Genomic DNA, 17,880 nt, shown 5'->3' with positions numbered 1-17,880 from the left:
TCCAAGTCAAACAGAGTCGATTACTTAAACAGCTTACACAGCGTTTAGGTACTCAATTGAATTGGTCGCGACTTGAGTTGCATTTAATTGAGCAGGCTCATCCGCAATTGACAGAACAAATTGGTAATATTAATAAGACTGATTTTGAGCTGTTTTTCCGTCGTACATTCGGCTCTGGCTATTTGTATGAGTTCCATTCAATAGAGCCTGATCGCAATGCAGTGACCGTTACCAGTCGTTATAGCCCTGAACAATTGCAGAAGATGAAACTCTACGCTGAACAAACGGGCAGAGCTAAGACTGAATGGGAGTTTGTTCGAACGTTACTGGATTTGATTAAGTTTCATTTTGGTCGGCCTTATTTGCTAAAACCTAATGACAAAATAAAAGCGTATGGTGTAGAAGTTTTTAGGCCTAATCATCCATTAGATCACGGTATTCGCCAAGGTCGTTTGTCTGGAGATATTATTCGCTTGGTGGGTAAGTACCCTGATGAGTTCCGACAAGATATTGTTCAATTGGTTGCGGCTCAAACAGACCTGTGTAAGTTTATCCGCCAAATGCAATTTACGGGGGCATTTCAGCGCTCGGGACGCGAAAGTGAGGGGAATGTTGCTGAAAACTATCAAGCTTATGCCCGTGCTGATGTTGGCTTTTTTCGTCAGGCTGCACGATATTCAAGTTTATTTGATGATCAACTACAAATAGATGATTTTGCCAACGCTTTGACTGCTGCTTGTGATTATCTTGCTGAGCCTCATGTGATGGGTGATATAATGGCAGCGGCCCATATGTTGGATTTACAAAGAATTGGTTTGTATGGTGAAAAAGATAGCATTATTGCTGCTCAATTACTTAATGCTAATACACAATTAATGCATAATAGTGAGAATAAGGGAGGTACTGGTGGCTCACAAGTAATCAGGGAACTTAGACAGTTAACTGACTGCTACTTGGTTAATAATGGTATTTTGGGTTTTTATCGTTTTGAGAAGAAATGGTATATGCAAAACAATGATTTAGATTTAATGGCGCAAGCTGTGGTATTGGACTATTCAAAACCGTTGCCAGTATATTCACCGAGAACGAAAAAAGTTGGAAAATTGGTAAAAGCTAGTCGTAAAATATTTAAAAGATTGAAAAAATATTAGTCAAAAAACTTACCAAATATTATAAGTGAAAATTTAATTTCGCAGTAAGTATACCCGAATTCAGATAATAATTGATAACTGTAATATTATGCCTTCCAAACTCTGATAAATAAAACTTTACAAAACTCGTGGTCAAATAAAAGTTTTTATTCGGTGTTACGAATTAAATTAAATAAAACCAATGAGTTATGGGTTGTACCTATTAAGCCCGATTAACAATATGAAGTGGGCATGGCCTGTCACGCCGGGGTTGCGGCGGTTCGACGCTTCGATTCGAATCCCGACCACTGGGCTTGCTTGCATTTTCTCTTCTAAGCGAGCTTCCTTTACAAAAATCCAAAAAGCTCATTTACTTTAGCCCTTCCTTTGTCATCGCAATCAAACAGCTCACTTTTCAACATAAGCTTATAATAATGTCGACATAACTTTGCCTGTTGTGGCAAAGTGGCAGGCTCAGTTGGTTAGCTCTTGTCTTAGATAACTAGGCCTAAGACGATTATCTACGCGCCGTACTCATTGCAACTCTCATATCCTCTAAGCAAAACACGATTAACTTAAAGCGTAAACCATGGTTACTTTTTAACTCGTCTCTTTTCTAGCGATCTACTTGCGATCTGTCTTTATTTAAATATACTGTATGTATAAACAGTGTTTGGTGATGTATGGCGAATTATATAGATCTTCTTGAGCGTAAAAACTTGCTTTGGCGTGGGCGTGGAAAGGCCGTGCAGCATGATGTCGTCAGTACTCGCTTTGCTGCACTTGATGATGTGCTGTGTGGTGGTTGGCCGCAACAAGGTGTGATTGGTGTAAAAACTGCAATGGGAATAGGGGAGTTAAGGTTGATATTGCCCCACTTTGCGGATGATAACCGTTTGAAGGTATTAATTAATCCACCAGGACAAATACATGCCGCGGCATTGCATTATTTATCGTTAGACCTGAGTGAATTTATGATATTGCAGCCACCAAGTGAAAAAGAAGCACTGTGGGCTGCGGAGCAGTGTGTAAAAAGTGGTGCGTGTAGTGCGCTTGTACTTTGGCACGAAGCGCTTTCTATTGCCGCTGTAAAGCGTTTGCAGCTAGGTGCACAGACGGGAGGTTGTAGGTTATTTGTTTTACATCAAGCACAGTACGCTCAAACTCTACCATTTACGCTTTCAGTGGCTTTACAAGCACAGCACAGCGGCTTGGATGTGATAGTGAAGAAGCACAAGGGGCACTTGGCACATCGTAGTCTTAAACTAGAAAACCCCCACTATTGGCCAGAGCTTGAAAAGCCAAATCTACCTCATGTTAGCGATAATATAGTTGCATTTACAGGCTATGAGCGGCGTTTAACGAGCTAGTTATGTGGTTATATCTCTATTTTCCTATGCTGCAACTAGAGGGAATGACAAAGCGAACGGTTTCTGGTGATTTTGTTACACCCGTTGTTATTATTGATGGCCGCAAAAACCAGATAGTGCAGCTCAATGATGCAGCGCAGCAGCGAGGTATAAAAATAGGAATGGGCCTTGGGACTGCTTGTGCATTGTGTACACAGCTTCATGTTTTGCCCTACGACGACCTTCTAGAAAGACAGCAGCTATTAGAAATTGCCAATACGCTTTATCAAGTAAGTGCAGATATTGTAATCGATGAACCTAATGGCCTTGTGCTTAAAGTCGATTCTATGCTGTCGCTCTATCATGATTTGCCAAGTTACTGGCAAGTAATATCTGGACAATTAGCGCAACTTGGCAAGAGTTATTATTACGGCATGGGTGAGTCCACAATAATGGCTAAGCTCTTAGCGCGAGAGCATTGCAATGCGCTTATGTTAACGCAGTGCCAAAAGCGTCATTACTTGGGGAAGATAGGATTAACACGTACAAGTCTAGGCAGTCAAGTGATTGAGTTGCTTGCTCGCACCGGAGTTAAAAACGTGGCGCAGTTAGAGCTGTTTTCACTCAGTGAACTGGCCAAACGTTTTGATACTGAACTCGTACATTATGTAGGCTGCTTGTTTGGAAAACTAAAGGAAACCCTTAACTATTACCAACCTGCGGAAACCTTTGAGCTTACTGCACCTTTACTTTACGAAGTCGAAGTAATGGCTTGGTTAGAAAAGCCAATCGAGCATTTGCTATCGCGTTTAGCGTTATTCCTACAGCAACGTAACTTAGTAACTCGAACGCTTTATTTTACCTTAGCACTTCGAGATAAAGAGGCTTTAGAGATCACATTAAACAGCGCGGAGCCTGAATATAAGGCGGCAAATTGGCAGCGCTTGTTAAACCTCAAGCTAGAATCCATAACCTTAGATGCACCCGTACAAAGTGTTTCACTCAAAGCTGATGCACTAGAAGCGCAGCATGCCACAATAAAAGATCTCTTCTCAACGCAGCAAAGTGCGATGTCTGCGCAAGGACTGCGGGCTATTCTATGTGCTAAGCTCGGTGAGCAGGCAGTGCAAGGTTTACAACTTACAGGCGATCCTCGTCCTGAAAAGGCCAGCACTTATAGCCACGAGCCACATTTCACGACACTCAAGAGTAAATTAAGACCTACTATCCTATTTTCGAAGCCACAGCTGTTATGTGAAAGAGTCAATATTATTTCTGGTCCAGAGCGTATCGCTTCGGGGTGGTGGGACGGTGAGCCGGTCCAGCGAGATTATTTTATTGTACAAAATGAACAAGCGCAGCGGTTATGGGTATTTCGAGAGCAAAATAATCATTGGTATATTCATGGAGTATTTAGCTAATGTCTTATGCCGAGCTTTTTTGCCAGAGCAACTTTTCATTTTTGACTGGCGCATCGCGACCAGAAGAGTTGGTCAAACAAGCAGATTTTTTAGGTTATAGCGCAATAGGCATTACTGACGAATGCTCTTTGGCTGGTATTGTCCGTGCTCATGCTTATATTCGAGATCATAAACTCAAGATAAAACTGATAGTTGGGAGTTTACTGAAGTACAACAATATTGAGTTGGTTGCTCTTTGTCCTTGCCAGCTCGCTTATACAGAGTTATGTCGAGTGATCAGTAATGCTCGCCAGCGAATGGAGAAGGGACAATATCAGCTTAGTGAGTGGGATATTATGTCGCTTAAGCATGTCTTATTGTTATGGTTGCCAAAGGGAAACAGTCAAGATGTTCAATCATTGCAATGGCTGTGTAAATATCACCATAATAGAATATGGATTGGCTACCGACGTAACTTGAGTGCAAAAGATGTACATTATTTTACCCATTGTGTAAAACTGTCAAAAGCTTACCAAATACCTATTTGCGCTGTTGGTGGGGTGCTTATGCACTGCTCGTCTAGACTTGCGCTACAGCATACACTGACAGCCATTCGACAGAATCGTGTGATAAGCGAGATCCCTGAGAAAATGATTAGCAATAGCGAGTCGGCACTTAGATCTATCACTAAGCTTAATAAGTTGTTTTCACCTACCTTTCTTGAAGAAAGTGCCAATATCGCGAAGCGATGTGTATTTAATTTAGACTCATTGCATTATCAATATCCTCAGGAGTTAGTGCCTAAAGGTTTTACTCCAATGACTTATTTACGCGCGTTGGTCGAAAAGGGTAAACAAGTTCGCTTTCCTGATGGCGTGCCGCCAGATATAGAAGCCATTATTGATAAAGAGCTAGCGCTTATCGAAGCGCTTGATTATCCGTTTTTCTTTATCACTATTCATGACATTGTGATGTATGCCAAACAGCATCAAATCTTATACCAAGGGCGAGGCTCAGCCGCTAACTCTGTGGTCTGTTATTGCTTAGAGATAACCGCGGTTGACCCTCGGCAAGTGGGTGTATTGTTCGAGCGTTTTATTAGTAAAGAGCGTAATGAGCCACCCGATATAGATGTGGATTTTGAACACCAACGTCGTGAAGAGGTGATCCAATATATCTACAAAAAATATGGTCGTAAACGCGCAGCATTAGCAGCAACGGTGATCACGTATCGTTTAAAAAGTGCCATGCGTGATGTTGGCAAAGCCTTGGGCATTGAAATGGCGCAAATAGAGTACTTTATTAAGCATCTCAACCGCCGTGATAAAGGACTTAACTGGCAGGCCCAATTAGTGGAGTTAGGGTTAGAGCCAAACTCATTAAAAGGTCAGCACTTTATTCAGTTGGTTAATGACATTATGGGGTTTCCAAGGCATTTATCGCAGCATGTTGGTGGTTTTGTTATCTCAGAAAGCCCATTACATGAATTAGTGCCCGTAGAAAATGCAGCTATGCCAGAGCGCACCATTATTCAATGGGATAAAGATGACCTTGAAACCCTTAAGTTACTCAAAGTCGATATCTTGGCCTTGGGTATGCTAAGCGCTATCCGTAAGTGTTTTGGCTATATTGCAGCGCATACGAAGCGAAATCTGGATCTTGCCCAATTGACTCGTATGCAAGACGACCCTTTGGTCTATAAGATGTTGCAAAAAGGGGATAGTGTTGGCGTGTTTCAAGTAGAGTCTCGTGCACAAATGAGTATGTTGCCAAGGCTGAAACCCGCGAATTACTACGACTTAGTGATCCAAATAGCGATTGTACGTCCCGGCCCTATTCAAGGGGATATGGTGCATCCATTTTTAAAGCGACGGGATGGTGAAGAGCAAGTGACTTATCCATCCGAAGCGGTTAAATCGGTATTAGAGAGGACAATGGGGGTTCCTATTTTCCAAGAACAAGTGATAAAACTGGCTATGGTTGCTGCTGGGTTCACTGGAGGAGAAGCGGATAGCCTACGCCGAGCCATGGCGTCATGGAAAAAAACCGGGGAGCTAATGCAGTTTAGAGAAAAGCTTATTCGAGGCATGCTGGATCGGGGCTATGAAGCACAATTTGCTGAGCGGATTTTTGAGCAGATCTGCGGCTTTGGTGAATATGGTTTTCCTGAAAGTCACTCAGCTTCTTTTGCAGTGCTGGCTTATGCCTCTGCGTGGTTGAAATACTACTACCCCGCAATGTTTTATACCGCTCTACTCAATAGCTTTCCAATGGGGTTTTATTCGGCTTCACAGCTGTTGCAAGATGCATCAAGGCATGAGGTTAGCATTTTACCTATCTGTGTTAACCAGTCCGATTACGAACATCAAGTCGTACAAGAGCCAAGACAAGCAACGTTTGCGATCCGCTTAGGACTTCGGCTTATAAAAGGGTTAAGTGAAGAAGAAGCACTGCAATTATTACAATGCAGACCTCAAGAGGGGTTTGGGAATATCGTGCAGTTACAGCAAGCTGGTATTACTAACAGCACTATTGAAAAGCTGATTTCCGCGGATGCTTTACATCACTTTGTAGATAGCCGTTATGCGGCTAGGTGGTCACTTGCAGATCAAAGTAAAACCTTGCCACTATTCAGCGATATTGAAGAGAAAGAGTCGCAATATAGTCACTTTAGCGCCACAGAGTTTGAAAACTTACAGGAAGATTACAATAGCACTAAGGTTTCTTTACGCACTCACCCAATCAAGCAACTTGAGCAAAAAAAGCTTATACACCGAACGGTTAAGGCCAATGAACTGCTTTATCGACCGCATAAATCGTTAGTAACAGTGATAGGGCTGGTGACAGGAAAGCAAGCCCCGGGTACCGCAAAAGGCGTGACCTTTTTTACTTTAGAAGATGAAACAGGCAACATCAATGTAATTGTGTGGTCTGGTACTGCTCGAGCACAAAAGCAAGCCTATATGGGCGCACAGCTATTAGAAATAAAGGGTATAGTAGAGAAAGAGGGTGAAGTGGTACATGTTATTGCTGGTAGGTTAATCGATAGAAGTGAATTACTAGCAGCGATGACAATTAAGGCTCGCGCTTTTCATTAATTGCTTGTGAGGTGCTCGGCCTTTCGTAAATGCGTTTCACATATGCGTATAAGGTTTAAATGCCCCAATAGAGAGGCATTTTCGTTGCTTTTTCGCTTTAGCCTTGGAGCAGCTTCATCATGGCTGCAATAAACCCTTCTTGCTTAACGATTTGGTACTTCTGACAGGAGTCAGGGTTTTTCAAATCGTGGCATAAATATAGTGTATTGCGCTCAAGCGCAGGCTTTGGATGTAAGTTTGAATCAAATAGCACAGGATCTATACCAGGAAGACCAGACCAATATACACTACTAGCCACAAGGCCTAATTTTTCATAAGTAATCAGTTGTGGTTTTGGCAGGATAATAAATAAAACACCAATCACAGCAAACACTATCCACTTACCTTTACCCTTGGGTTTATCGTTATCTGTAGCGGCTTGTGTTTGAGGTGTATTTGTTTGCCGCGCTTGCGCGGTCTGTTGAGCCTTTATCGCTGCAATTTGTTGTGGCGATGGTCGACGGTTTTTTGTTGTACTAGTGCGTTTCTTTTGATTGGACTGTACTTGACCTAAAAGCGATTGTTTTTTTGATGGTTTTGCCATGCTTTAAGTAGCCTTTTAGTTGCAGGTCTCTATAATGCTTCTATGCTAAGTATAATAGCTTATTTTTACACTACAGCCTACGGGAAAGGACTATGGATCAAAACATCTCTATTTTAATCGTCGATGATGTAGGGACAGTTCGCAGCTTTTTACATCAAACCTTAATGCACTTAGGCATTGATCATGTAAGAGAAGCCTCCACTGCAACGCAATGCGTAAAGTCATGTGAAGAGCAACATTTTGATATTGTCTTTTTAGATATTGAGCTGCCCGATGGTGATGGTAAAGAGTTAATTGCAACCCTAAATGAAATAAACCCGAATATTAATGTCGTTATGGTGTCGGCACACTCAACGGTAGACAATGTTAAAGATGCGATTGAGCGCGGTGCTAAAGGTTTTGTTGTTAAGCCATTTTCGCCAAAGAAAATCGCGGCTATGCTGAAGAAGTTTTACCCAGATTTAGAATTGGTTTAAAACGGCACTGATTTTATCTTTTGATACCAAAGTATATAAATTACAGACATAAAAAAACCGACATAATGTCGGTTTTTTCAATCCAGCAACAAATTAAAGTGCTTTGATCTTAGCAACTAAACGGCTCTTATGACGAGCAGCTTTGTTTTTGTGGATTAGACCTTTAGTTGCGTAACGGTCTAGGATAGGTGCAGCAACAGCGAATGCTTGAGTTGCAGCTTCTTTATCACCAGCTTCAATTGCAGCGATTACTTTTTTGAAGTATGTACGCATCATTGAACGACGGCTTGCGTTGTGCTTACGACGCTTTTCGCTAGTGATAGCGCGTTTTTTTGCAGACTTGATGTTAGCCAAGGTTTGCTCCTAACAATCTTAAAATAAGCTTAATTTAAAGGCCGAGGAATATGCCTGTTTTAATCGCAAAAGTCAATATAAATTAACAAGCGCGGCCTAATGTTCAACACCCAAGACTCGACTTGGGCTATTCTCAATTCTTAACCTGTACAAATCAAAACGTTGCTATGCGACATTTTTACTTCTATAGCAGGCAAGTAAACCCGTAATATCCCAAGTTGCACTAATAATTTGCAAAGCGTAGCTTCACAAAGTGCCTTGAAAATCTCAGGTCTGAACCAAAGTAAACAGTCAAATTTCACAAGGTGAAACAGGCCTACCAAGGTTAATGGCGCGTATTGTATCAAAGCTGACAGGGCACGCCTAGTGCTAAATGCACAACGACTGTGGCATAATCTGCCGCGATTCACTGAATTTAGGAGTTAAGGTGGCAAAAGGGTTATTTAAATCGGGTATGATTGTCAGTGCCATGACTATGATTTCGCGGGTTCTGGGCCTCGTTCGAGATGCCGTCGTGGCAAACTTATTAGGCGCTGGATTGGCCGCAGATGTCTTTTTATTCGCCAACCGGATCCCTAATTTTTTACGTAGACTATTCGCTGAAGGCGCGTTTGCTCAGGCATTTGTACCTGTGCTTTCTGAAATTAGAGAAAAGCATGGCGATGATAAAGTGAGGTTATTTGTTGCACAAGCCGCAGGTACACTTGGCACGGTGCTACTTATTGTCACTATTTTGGGCGTAGTTGGTTCGCCTGTCATTGCGGCATTATTCGGTACGAGTTGGTTCATAGATTGGTGGCAAGGTGGTGCAGATGGTGAAAAGTTTGTGCTTGCAAGTGCACTATTAAAACTGACCTTTCCTTATTTGTTCTTTGTTTCTCTCGTGGCTCTGAGTGGCGCGGTACTGAATGTTTATAATCGTTTTGCCGCAGCTGCTTTTACCCCTGTATTATTGAACGTTGCGATTATTATTTGCGCTATTTTCCTTCATGATAAATTTGAGCAGGGTGCATATGCATTGGCACTAGGGGTATTTATTGGGGGAATGGTTCAACTGCTATTCCAAATACCGTTTTTACTGCGTTTAAACGTGCTAAGTCGCCCCCGCTTTGCTTGGCGAAGCCCCGAGGTAACCAAAGTAAGAACTTTGATGATCCCAGCATTATTTGGAGTTTCTGTTAGCCAAATTAACTTATTAATAGACACCGTTATCGCCTCGTTTTTAGTCACAGGCTCAATTGCTTGGTTGTATTATTCAGATCGATTAATTGAGTTTCCACTAGGTCTGTTTGGTGTTGGAATTGCTACGGTCATCTTACCTGCATTGTCGAGGTTGCATGCCGGAGACAATAGTTCAGACTTCCAAAAGACGCTGGATTGGGGGGTGCGCTTCGTTGTTTTTTTAGGTTTACCCGCAATGTTTGGGTTGATGGTAATAAGCCCACTTATCATTTCAGTATTGTTTGGACACGGTGAGTTTGTTTCTCAAAATGCAGACAATATAGAAAAAGTCAGCTTAGGTGTTGCTGCATATTCCGTCGGTTTGCTAAGTTTTATGCTAATAAAAGTGCTCGCTCCGGGGTTTTATGCGAGACAAGACATAAAAACGCCAGTTCGTATAGGTATCATTTCGATGGTACTGAATATGGTGTTTAATCTGCTTTTAGCTCCTTTTATTGGCTATATCGGCCTTGCATTGGCAACTTCATTATCAGCGTCTTGTAATGCGTTTTTACTTTATCGTCAGCTGTCACATCAAGGTGTGTATCAGCTAAGCGCATTTTCTCTTGGTTTTACTGCCAAATGCTTTGTTGCAGCGGTCGTGATGGCTGTATGTGTATACTTTCTCGGCGCACGTTTTGAATGGCTAGAGTGGGGACTGATGGAGCAGGTGCTATTACTTTGCGGATTATTAGTAACTGCGATGGTGAGCTATTTTAGTTTACTATTTATACTAGGGGTAAGATTGAGCACAATCCGAGATGCTTGATTCGCATTTTTAAGCAACTTGGGTATAATCGGGCTCTTTGATATTTGCTGCACAAAGGCACGGCACTATGCAACTAATCCGAGGGATCCATAATATTCGACCACATCATTTTGGTTGTGTGTTGACGATTGGAAACTTTGACGGGGTTCATCTTGGACATGTAGAGGTTTTGAAGGGGCTGATTAGCGACGCAAAACACTATCAACTTCCAAGCACAGTGATGTTATTTGAGCCGCAGCCCTTGGAGTTTTTTGCCAAAGATAAAGCACCGGCTAGGCTGACGCGATTACGTGATAAGCTAGTCCTGTTGCAAGAGCTTGGCATAGAGCGGGTCATTTGCGTCAACTTTAATCGCAAATTTGCCTCGCAAGATGCAGAGCAGTTTATCAAAGAAGTCCTAGTGACAAAGCTTGGAACCAAGGCGCTCACGGTCGGCGATGACTTTCGTTTTGGCCGTGAACGTGCTGGTGATTTTGCAATGTTAAAGCAAGTAGGCGAACCGCTAGGTATGCAAGTAAAAGACACGGCAAGTTTTCGCAAGCAAGATTGTCGTGTAAGTAGCACGTTGATCCGCACGGCACTTGCGGCTGGTGATTTACGTCAAGCACATGATATGTTGGGCCATACCTATGCCATTTCGGGCCGTGTTATTCACGGTTGGAAGAAAGGCAGAGAGCTTGGTTTCCATACTGCAAATATTGCCTTAAAACGCCAAGTGAGCCCTGTGCGCGGTGTGTATGCGGTCAAAGCGACTGTGAGTCACAAAACACATTATGGCGTAGCGAATGTTGGCACTAAGCCAACCCTAAACGGAACGAAAGCCCTTTTAGAGGTGCATCTGTTTAATTTTAATGAGACCATCTACGGTCAGTTTATGAAAGTGGAGCTAATTGAAAAGCTTCGCGATGAGCAAAAATTCGAAACATTGTCGCAGTTAACAGAACAAATCAGTCGTGATGTTAGCAATGCAAAACAGTGTTTTTCTTTAACGTAGCCGATACGGAAAGTAGGATAAATGAGCGACTACAAACATACTTTAAATCTACCGGAAACTGAGTTTCCGATGCGTGGTAATTTGGCGCAACGCGAACCAAAGATGCTGAAAAAATGGTATGAAGAAGACCTATACGGTCAAATTCGCATTGCGAAAAAAGGTAAAAAGCCATTTATTTTGCATGACGGTCCTCCGTATGCAAATGGTGATATTCACCTAGGTCACTCAGTAAACAAAATCCTAAAAGATATTATTATTAAGTCAAAAACGCTTTCTGATTTTGATGCACCTTATGTACCTGGTTGGGACTGTCATGGTCTTCCAATTGAGCTACAGGTGGAAAAGAAAGTAGGCAAACCAGGTAAGAAGGTATCGGCTGCTGAATTCCGTGAAAAGTGCCGCGACTATGCTAAAAAGCAAGTTGATGGCCAAAAAACAGATTTCAAACGCCTTGGTGTTTTAGGTGACTGGGATAAGCCATACCTAACCATGAACTTTGATTTTGAAGCCAATGCTATTCGTGTGCTTGGTCGTATTATCAAAAATGGTCACCTGCACAAAGGTGCAAAGCCAGTTCACTGGTGTACGGATTGTGGTTCAGCACTTGCAGAAGCGGAAGTTGAATACCAAGACAAACAATCGCCAGCAATCGACGTAAAATTTGTGTTTGCTGATCAAGCGGCAATCATTGGTGCGTTTGGCTTGGCCGAAGGTCACGAAGGCAAAGGCGAAGTAAGTACCGCAATTTGGACTACAACGCCTTGGACATTGCCTGCAAACCGCGCTGTGGCAGTACACGGCGCGCTAGAGTATGCGCTGGTACAAATCGAAGATGAAGGTCAAGAGCAGCGTATTGTACTTGGTTCTGAATTAGTCAAAGACGCTGTTGATCGTTTTGGATTCAAGCACTTCCACGTACTAGGTTACGCGAAAGGCGCTGCGCTTGAGAATCTGCGCGTTGCACACCCATTCTTAGATTTCGATGTGCCTGTTATTTTAGGTGAGCACGTAACAACAGACTCAGGTACTGGTATCGTTCACACTGCACCTGGTCACGGTCAAGAAGACTTTGCTGCGGGCCAGGCTTACGGTCTAGAAGTTGCAAACCCTGTTGGTGCAAATGGTGTTTATCTACCAGATACACCGATTTTTGCAGGTCAGCACGTATTTAAAGCAAATGACAGCATCATTGAGTTATTAACTGAGAAAGGCGTATTGTTCCGTCATAAGGCGCTAACGCATAGTTATCCACATTGCTGGCGTCACAAAACTCCTATTATTTTCCGTGCGACGCCACAATGGTTCGTCAGCATGGATCAGGCTAACCTACGTGCTGATTCACTGAATGAAATCAAAAAGACAGAGTGGTTACCAGAGTGGGGTGAAAGCCGCATCGCAAACATGGTTGAAGGTCGCCCTGACTGGTGTATTTCACGTCAGCGTACTTGGGGTGTACCAATCGCATTATTTGTCGATAAAGACACCGGTAGCCTACATCCTGAAACGGAAGCCCTTATTGAAGCCGTTGCTAAATTAGTGGAAGAAAAGGGTATTCAGGCGTGGTACGACCTAGAGCTTAGCGCGCTATTAAGTGAAGCAGATGCTCAACAGTACGTAAAAGTACAAGATACACTAGACGTATGGTTTGACTCAGGTGTAACACATGCGTGTGTTGTTGATGCGCGTGAAGATTTAACAGGTCCTGCAGATCTTTACCTTGAAGGCTCGGATCAGCACCGTGGTTGGTTTATGTCATCAATGATGACTTCAGTTGCTATCAATGGTCATGCACCTTATAAGCAAGTGTTAACGCATGGCTTCACGGTCGATGAAAAAGGCCATAAGATGTCTAAGTCATTAGGCAACGTGATCTCGCCGCAAGACATCATGAACAAACTAGGTGCAGATATTTTACGTTTATGGGTAGCTTCTACCGATTATACGGCCGAAATGACTGTGTCTGATGAAATCTTTAAGCGCTCAGCTGACCGTTATCGTCGTATTCGTAACACAAGTCGTTATCTACTTGCGAACCTAAGCGGCTTTGATCCAAAAACGAATTTAGTAGCAATTGAAGATATGGTTGAGCTAGATCGCTGGATTGTTGCGCGTGCTGCACAGCTACAAACTGAGATCAAAACAGCGTACGACAAGTATCAAATGCTTCAAGTAACACAGAAGCTTATGAATTTCTGTACTGGTGAATTGGGTTCGTTCTATCTAGACGTGATTAAAGACCGTCAGTACACGGCGAAAAGTGATAGCCATGCCCGTCGTTCTTGTCAATCAGCGCTTTATCATATCGCCGAAGCGATGACACGTTGGATGGCGCCAATCATGAGCTTTACTGCGCAAGAAATCTGGGAAGTATTACCAGGTGAGCGTGGCCAGTTTGTATTCACGGATACTTGGTATGATGCAATTGAAGGGGCGACAGAAGGCTCGTTGAATAACGAGTACTGGCAAAACCTACTGGCGGTACGTGATGAAGTAAACCGTGTGCTTGAGAATGCACGTAAAGAAGAAGTGATCGGTGCGACGCTACAGGCTGAAGTAACGCTATATACTGGCGGTGACTTAGCTGAGCAGCTCAACGCCATTGGCGACGAATTGCGCTTTGTTTTACTGACTTCGAAAGCAACGGTAGAAGTAGTCAACCGCAAGCCAGAAAATGCAATTTCATCAGAAATTGATGGTTTATACATTAGTGTAGCGGCAACATCGGCTAAAAAATGTGATCGTTGTTGGCACTATACGGACGACGTAGGTAAGAATGAGCAACATGCAGATATCTGTGGCCGTTGTATTAGTAACGTTGAAGGTGACGGCGAGCAGCGTCAATTCGCCTAGGAGTAAAACGTGACACAAACTACACAGAAAAGTGGTCTGGTGTGGTTGTGGCTTAGTCTACTGCTTTTTGCAGTAGACTATTTCACCAAAGCACTGGTTATGACTGAAATGGAACTCTATGAGTCCATTGATATTTTGCCTATATTCAATCTCACCTATATGCATAACTATGGTGCGGCTTTTAGCTTCCTAAGTGAAGCAGGTGGCTGGCAACGTTACTTTTTAAGTGGCATTGCCGTGGCGATTAGCACTTTATTGATTTTTTGGCTACGTAAGTTGCCGGCATCAAATTGGAAGTTGGGATTGGCCTACGCCCTGGTATTAGGTGGTGCGGTAGGAAATTTATACGACCGCATTATTCATGGTTATGTGATTGACTTCCTTCATTTCTATTATCAAGACTGGCATTATCCAGCGTTTAATGTCGCAGACATGGCGATTGTCGGCGGTGCTGCACTATTAATTTTCGATGCCTTTACCAGTGGCGATAAACCACAGGAGAAAAATGCGTGAGTGAGCAACTAATTGGAGCAAAGTCTGAAGTCTTGTTCCATTTTTCAATCAAGTTATCAGACGGTTCAGCAGCAGATTCTACCAAAGTTCATAATAAACCCGCTAAGTTGTTTATGGGTGATGGCAGCCTGACGGAAAATTTTGAAAAGTGCTTGCTTGGATTAAAAGCGGGCGATGAGAAATCTTTTGAGCTAGAGCCAGAAGACGCGTTTGGACAACCAAATCCTGATAACATCTATTATGTTGATAGAAGCAAATTTGGCGCAGAAACCCCTGCTCAAGTAGGTAGCATCATTGCATTTACGCAACCTGATGGTACTGACTTACCTGGATTGATCCGAGAAGTAGCCGGCGACTCGGTAACTGTCGATTTCAATCACCCGCTTGCAGGCCAAAAAGTAACGTTTGAAGTTGAAATTCTTGAGGTAAATAACTGATGGATATCTTGCTGGCAAACCCGAGAGGATTCTGTGCAGGTGTAGATAGAGCGATCAGCATTGTTGAGCGTGCACTCGATATTTTCGAAGCGCCTATTTATGTTCGCCATGAAGTTGTTCATAACAAATATGTTGTTGATGGTCTGAAGTCTCGTGGTGCGGTATTCGTTGAAGAGCTAAATGAAGTGCCAGACGACAGTATTGTTATTTTCAGCGCGCATGGTGTTTCTCAGCAAGTACGTAATGAAGCGAAGCGCCGAGAGCTAAAAGTCTTTGATGCGACTTGTCCGTTAGTGACAAAGGTGCATATGGAAGTGACGCGTGCTAGCCGCAGAGGTACTGAGTGTATTTTGATTGGGCACCAGGGGCACCCTGAAGTTGAGGGTACTATGGGGCAGTATGACAATCCGAATGGTGGTATTTATCTCGTTGAAAAACCAGAGGATGTAGCAGCACTCGAAGTGAAAGATGCTGACAATGTGTTCTATTGCAGTCAAACAACATTATCGGTAGATGACACTGCGGATGTAATTGACGCACTGCGTAGCAAGTTTCCGAACATCAGTGGTCCTCGAAAAGATGATATCTGTTATGCCACGCAAAACCGCCAAGATGCGGTTCGCGACTTAGCGGACAAAGTTGATTTATTGCTTGTGGTGGGTGCGAAAAATAGTTCTAACTCTAACCGTTTAAGAGAGCTTGCGGATAAAATGGGAACTAAAGCATTTCTTATCGATGATGCCTCTTCCATCGAAGAAGCTTGGTTCGATGGGGTTGCAAAGGTAGGTGTAACTGCCGGCGCATCTGCACCTGAAGTGTTGGTTCAACAGGTTATCTCTCGACTTAAAGAACTTGGTGGGAAAACGGTAGTTGAGAACCCAGGACAAGAAGAAAATGTCGTGTTTGCCGTACCTGTAGAACTCAGATAAGAGAGTTAGCACGATGACACCGCGTATCAGGTTGTTGTCTGCACTATTGAGTGAGCGAGGTGTGCTAGCATTGCTAGTTGCCTCGCAAATCCTAGCCTTTTTATACACGCTGATTTCCGCGACTGCGTTTTGGCAATCCCTTGGGTTAACTAGCTTATTTATTCATTTCACTGCCTTTTTATCACTTGCCGTGATAGCGATTGTACGCCACGCTGTTGAGAAGCGCTCAGATCTAGTTGAAGCAGGTATTCTCATATCTGTCTTCGTGCTTTGTACTGTTGTCACTAGTACGGCTTTTCCCTATGGTTTTACATTGCTCGGTTGGATTGATGAGGCAAAAATTGAATTGAGCTTATGGCGTAACATCGCAATATGTCTTTGCATTATCACGCTTTTCGCGCATTTCTTAGCTATCTTTACCGATAATATTCGTAAGGTGAAAGCGCTATCTCAAGCGGAACTTGAAGCGTTACATGCGAGAATTCGGCCGCACTTTTTATATAACTCACTCAATACAGTGGCCGAATTGACTCATATCGATCCAAGTGCAGCAGAAAAGTCAGCATTAGCCCTTGCCGATTTATCTCGCGCTGCGATGTCCACACAAAATATTGTTCCGCTGGAAAGTGAAATATCTTTATGCAAAGCGTATTTAGCACTTGAGCAGTGGCGCTTTGCAGAGCGTCTGAGGGTAGAGTGGGAATTAGACAATGTCTTGGGAGATGTTTTTATCCCTGCGTTGATATTGCAGCCATTGGTGGAGAACGCGGTTAGCCATGGGGTAGAGCCAAACCCAAATGGAGCGGATATTCGTATTCATATTCACTGTAGTAAACGCACCTTAACGGTGGTAATTTTTAACAGCTATGACGCAAAATTAAAGCCGACGCACCAAGGGCATGGCATTGGGATAAGTAACATCAGACGCCGCTTGACTTTACACTACAATCAGCCCATTGATTTTAAAACCGAAGCCAGTCAAGATAGCTATACCGTCAGTTTTTCGCTACCACTATGAAAACAGTAATATCTTATCTTATTGTGGATGATGAGCCGTTGGCAAGAGCTCGCGTTAAACGACTAATGCAAAAGCACGTGGGCTTTCGTTGTATCGGTGAAGTTGACTGCGCTGACGGTGTGGAAGCGCTACTAAATCAGGAGCCTGTACAGCTAATTTTTCTTGATATTTCGATGCCAGGTCAGTCAGGTGTTGAGCTTGCGAGTCAATTACGCCTGCAATTTCCGAGGATGAAAATCGTGTTTCTAACGGCGCATCCGGAATATGCGTTAGAAGCATTTGAACTGCACGCCAATGGTTATCTAGTGAAGCCACTAGATAGTGATAAGCTTGATGCTTTATTGACTACTATCTTTCCGAGTATGGAGACGCTCAGCTATTACGTTGGCAGTGAGTTGCGTTACGTTCAGGCTTCGGATGTTATTGTTGCCGAGGCGGATGAAAAATATACGCGAGTAACCTTGAATTCCGGCCTACAAGCATTAATTGACATGTCACTCAAGTCACTGTTAGATAAGTTTCCAACACATTTTATTCAAATCCATCGCAGTACATTAGTTAAGCGAACAGAAATTTCTGCTTTAGAACTACATGAACAAAAGCACTATGTTTGCCTCAAGTCGCTGCCCAATCGCTATGAAGTTAGCCGTAGAGCTTATACCCAAATAAAAACATTGTTTTGAGTGTTAAGTGGTGAATAAACCGTTTATCGCCTCAATAGACCTTTCATACTATCTCGTATTGAGTTTCAAAGACGAC

Annotated in this window: 15 protein-coding genes; 13 read left to right on the top strand and 2 right to left on the bottom strand. The window is 43.0% G+C overall.

All coding sequences use genetic code 11. The annotated features are described in order from the left end of the window. The first annotated feature begins 56 nt into the window (after positions 1-56). The 4 genes from QSH61_RS12750 to QSH61_RS12735 all read left to right on the top strand — a co-directional run bounded on the left by QSH61_RS12750 (position 57) and on the right by QSH61_RS12735 (position 6,977). Positions 57-1,151, top strand: coding sequence for a SidE phosphodiesterase domain-containing protein (locus QSH61_RS12750; RefSeq protein ID WP_206473390.1), 1,095 nt, complete (start codon positions 57-59; stop codon positions 1,149-1,151). Between the two features lie 662 nt (positions 1,152-1,813). Further along, positions 1,814-2,500, top strand: a complete 687-nt coding sequence (gene imuA / locus QSH61_RS12745) for a translesion DNA synthesis-associated protein ImuA (RefSeq protein ID WP_174169974.1) — start codon at positions 1,814-1,816, stop codon at positions 2,498-2,500. Between the two features lie 2 nt (positions 2,501-2,502). Beyond that, complete coding sequence (locus tag QSH61_RS12740) at positions 2,503-3,900, top strand: Y-family DNA polymerase (protein WP_206473392.1); 1,398 nt, start codon at positions 2,503-2,505, stop codon at positions 3,898-3,900. Continuing rightward, positions 3,900-6,977, top strand: coding sequence for an error-prone DNA polymerase (locus QSH61_RS12735; protein WP_206473394.1), 3,078 nt, complete (start codon positions 3,900-3,902; stop codon positions 6,975-6,977). Before QSH61_RS12740 ends, QSH61_RS12735 begins: the two co-directional genes overlap by 1 nt. A 97-nt stretch (positions 6,978-7,074) precedes the next feature. Here the strand turns inward: QSH61_RS12735 and QSH61_RS12730 are convergent, their stop codons facing one another. Further along, complete coding sequence (locus tag QSH61_RS12730; RefSeq protein WP_102057192.1) at positions 7,075-7,560, bottom strand: hypothetical protein; 486 nt, start codon at positions 7,558-7,560, stop codon at positions 7,075-7,077. A 92-nt stretch (positions 7,561-7,652) separates the two neighbouring features. On the opposite strand from QSH61_RS12730, the gene QSH61_RS12725 reads away from it, so the two are divergent. Beyond that, positions 7,653-8,036: a response regulator gene (locus QSH61_RS12725; RefSeq protein WP_010370975.1), complete on the top strand. Its 384-nt coding sequence runs from the start codon at positions 7,653-7,655 to the stop codon at positions 8,034-8,036. Positions 8,037-8,129: 93 nt separating this feature from the next. Here the strand turns inward: QSH61_RS12725 and rpsT are convergent, their stop codons facing one another. Next, positions 8,130-8,390: a 30S ribosomal protein S20 gene (gene rpsT, locus QSH61_RS12720; protein WP_010370978.1), complete on the bottom strand. Its 261-nt coding sequence runs from the start codon at positions 8,388-8,390 to the stop codon at positions 8,130-8,132. Positions 8,391-8,817: 427 nt separating this feature from the next. Here rpsT and murJ point away from each other — a divergent pair, with 427 nt between their 5' ends. From murJ to QSH61_RS12680, 8 genes are all read left to right on the top strand, one after another. Next, entirely contained in the window at positions 8,818-10,380 is a 1,563-nt protein-coding gene (murJ, locus tag QSH61_RS12715; RefSeq protein WP_349237920.1) for a murein biosynthesis integral membrane protein MurJ, read from the top strand. A gap of 67 nt (positions 10,381-10,447) precedes the next feature. Next, complete coding sequence (gene ribF / locus QSH61_RS12710) at positions 10,448-11,374, top strand: bifunctional riboflavin kinase/FAD synthetase (RefSeq protein ID WP_206473396.1); 927 nt, start codon at positions 10,448-10,450, stop codon at positions 11,372-11,374. Between the two features lie 21 nt (positions 11,375-11,395). Then, complete coding sequence (gene ileS, locus QSH61_RS12705; protein WP_206473398.1) at positions 11,396-14,224, top strand: isoleucine--tRNA ligase; 2,829 nt, start codon at positions 11,396-11,398, stop codon at positions 14,222-14,224. Between the two features lie 9 nt (positions 14,225-14,233). Then, entirely contained in the window at positions 14,234-14,737 is a 504-nt protein-coding gene (gene lspA / locus QSH61_RS12700) for a signal peptidase II (protein ID WP_174169979.1), read from the top strand. Further along, complete coding sequence (fkpB, locus tag QSH61_RS12695; protein WP_010370993.1) at positions 14,734-15,174, top strand: FKBP-type peptidyl-prolyl cis-trans isomerase; 441 nt, start codon at positions 14,734-14,736, stop codon at positions 15,172-15,174. The genes lspA and fkpB overlap by 4 nt, the downstream gene beginning before the upstream one ends. Beyond that, positions 15,174-16,103 (top strand): 4-hydroxy-3-methylbut-2-enyl diphosphate reductase, encoded by a 930-nt coding sequence (gene ispH, locus QSH61_RS12690; protein ID WP_174169980.1) that lies wholly within the window; start codon positions 15,174-15,176, stop codon positions 16,101-16,103. The genes fkpB and ispH overlap by 1 nt, the downstream gene beginning before the upstream one ends. A 13-nt stretch (positions 16,104-16,116) precedes the next feature. Beyond that, positions 16,117-17,121, top strand: coding sequence for a sensor histidine kinase (locus QSH61_RS12685; RefSeq protein ID WP_174169981.1), 1,005 nt, complete (start codon positions 16,117-16,119; stop codon positions 17,119-17,121). Beyond that, complete coding sequence (locus QSH61_RS12680) at positions 17,118-17,804, top strand: LytR/AlgR family response regulator transcription factor (protein WP_174169982.1); 687 nt, start codon at positions 17,118-17,120, stop codon at positions 17,802-17,804. The genes QSH61_RS12685 and QSH61_RS12680 overlap by 4 nt, the downstream gene beginning before the upstream one ends. Positions 17,805-17,880: the final 76 nt, after the last annotated feature.

Source organism: Pseudoalteromonas sp. JC3 (genome assembly GCF_030291895.1).
In the GTDB taxonomy this organism is placed as follows: Bacteria; Pseudomonadota; Gammaproteobacteria; order Enterobacterales; family Alteromonadaceae; genus Pseudoalteromonas.
This window is presented reverse-complemented; position numbering and strand designations above follow the sequence as displayed.

Bases quoted from the DNA above. Each gene is read 5' to 3' on its own strand.
- ileS (WP_206473398.1), top strand. From the start codon at position 11,396: ATGAGCGACTACAAACATACTTTAAATCTACCGGAAACTGAGTTTCCG.
- ribF (WP_206473396.1), top strand. From the start codon at position 10,448: ATGCAACTAATCCGAGGGATCCATAATATTCGACCACATCATTTTGGT.
- QSH61_RS12685 (WP_174169981.1), top strand. From the start codon at position 16,117: ATGACACCGCGTATCAGGTTGTTGTCTGCACTATTGAGTGAGCGAGGT.
- QSH61_RS12725 (WP_010370975.1), top strand. From the start codon at position 7,653: ATGGATCAAAACATCTCTATTTTAATCGTCGATGATGTAGGGACAGTT.
- QSH61_RS12680 (WP_174169982.1), top strand. From the start codon at position 17,118: ATGAAAACAGTAATATCTTATCTTATTGTGGATGATGAGCCGTTGGCA.
- QSH61_RS12740 (WP_206473392.1), top strand. From the start codon at position 2,503: ATGTGGTTATATCTCTATTTTCCTATGCTGCAACTAGAGGGAATGACA.
- QSH61_RS12735 (WP_206473394.1), top strand. From the start codon at position 3,900: ATGTCTTATGCCGAGCTTTTTTGCCAGAGCAACTTTTCATTTTTGACT.
- QSH61_RS12730 (WP_102057192.1), bottom strand. From the start codon at position 7,560: ATGGCAAAACCATCAAAAAAACAATCGCTTTTAGGTCAAGTACAGTCC.
- ispH (WP_174169980.1), top strand. From the start codon at position 15,174: ATGGATATCTTGCTGGCAAACCCGAGAGGATTCTGTGCAGGTGTAGAT.
- imuA (WP_174169974.1), top strand. From the start codon at position 1,814: ATGGCGAATTATATAGATCTTCTTGAGCGTAAAAACTTGCTTTGGCGT.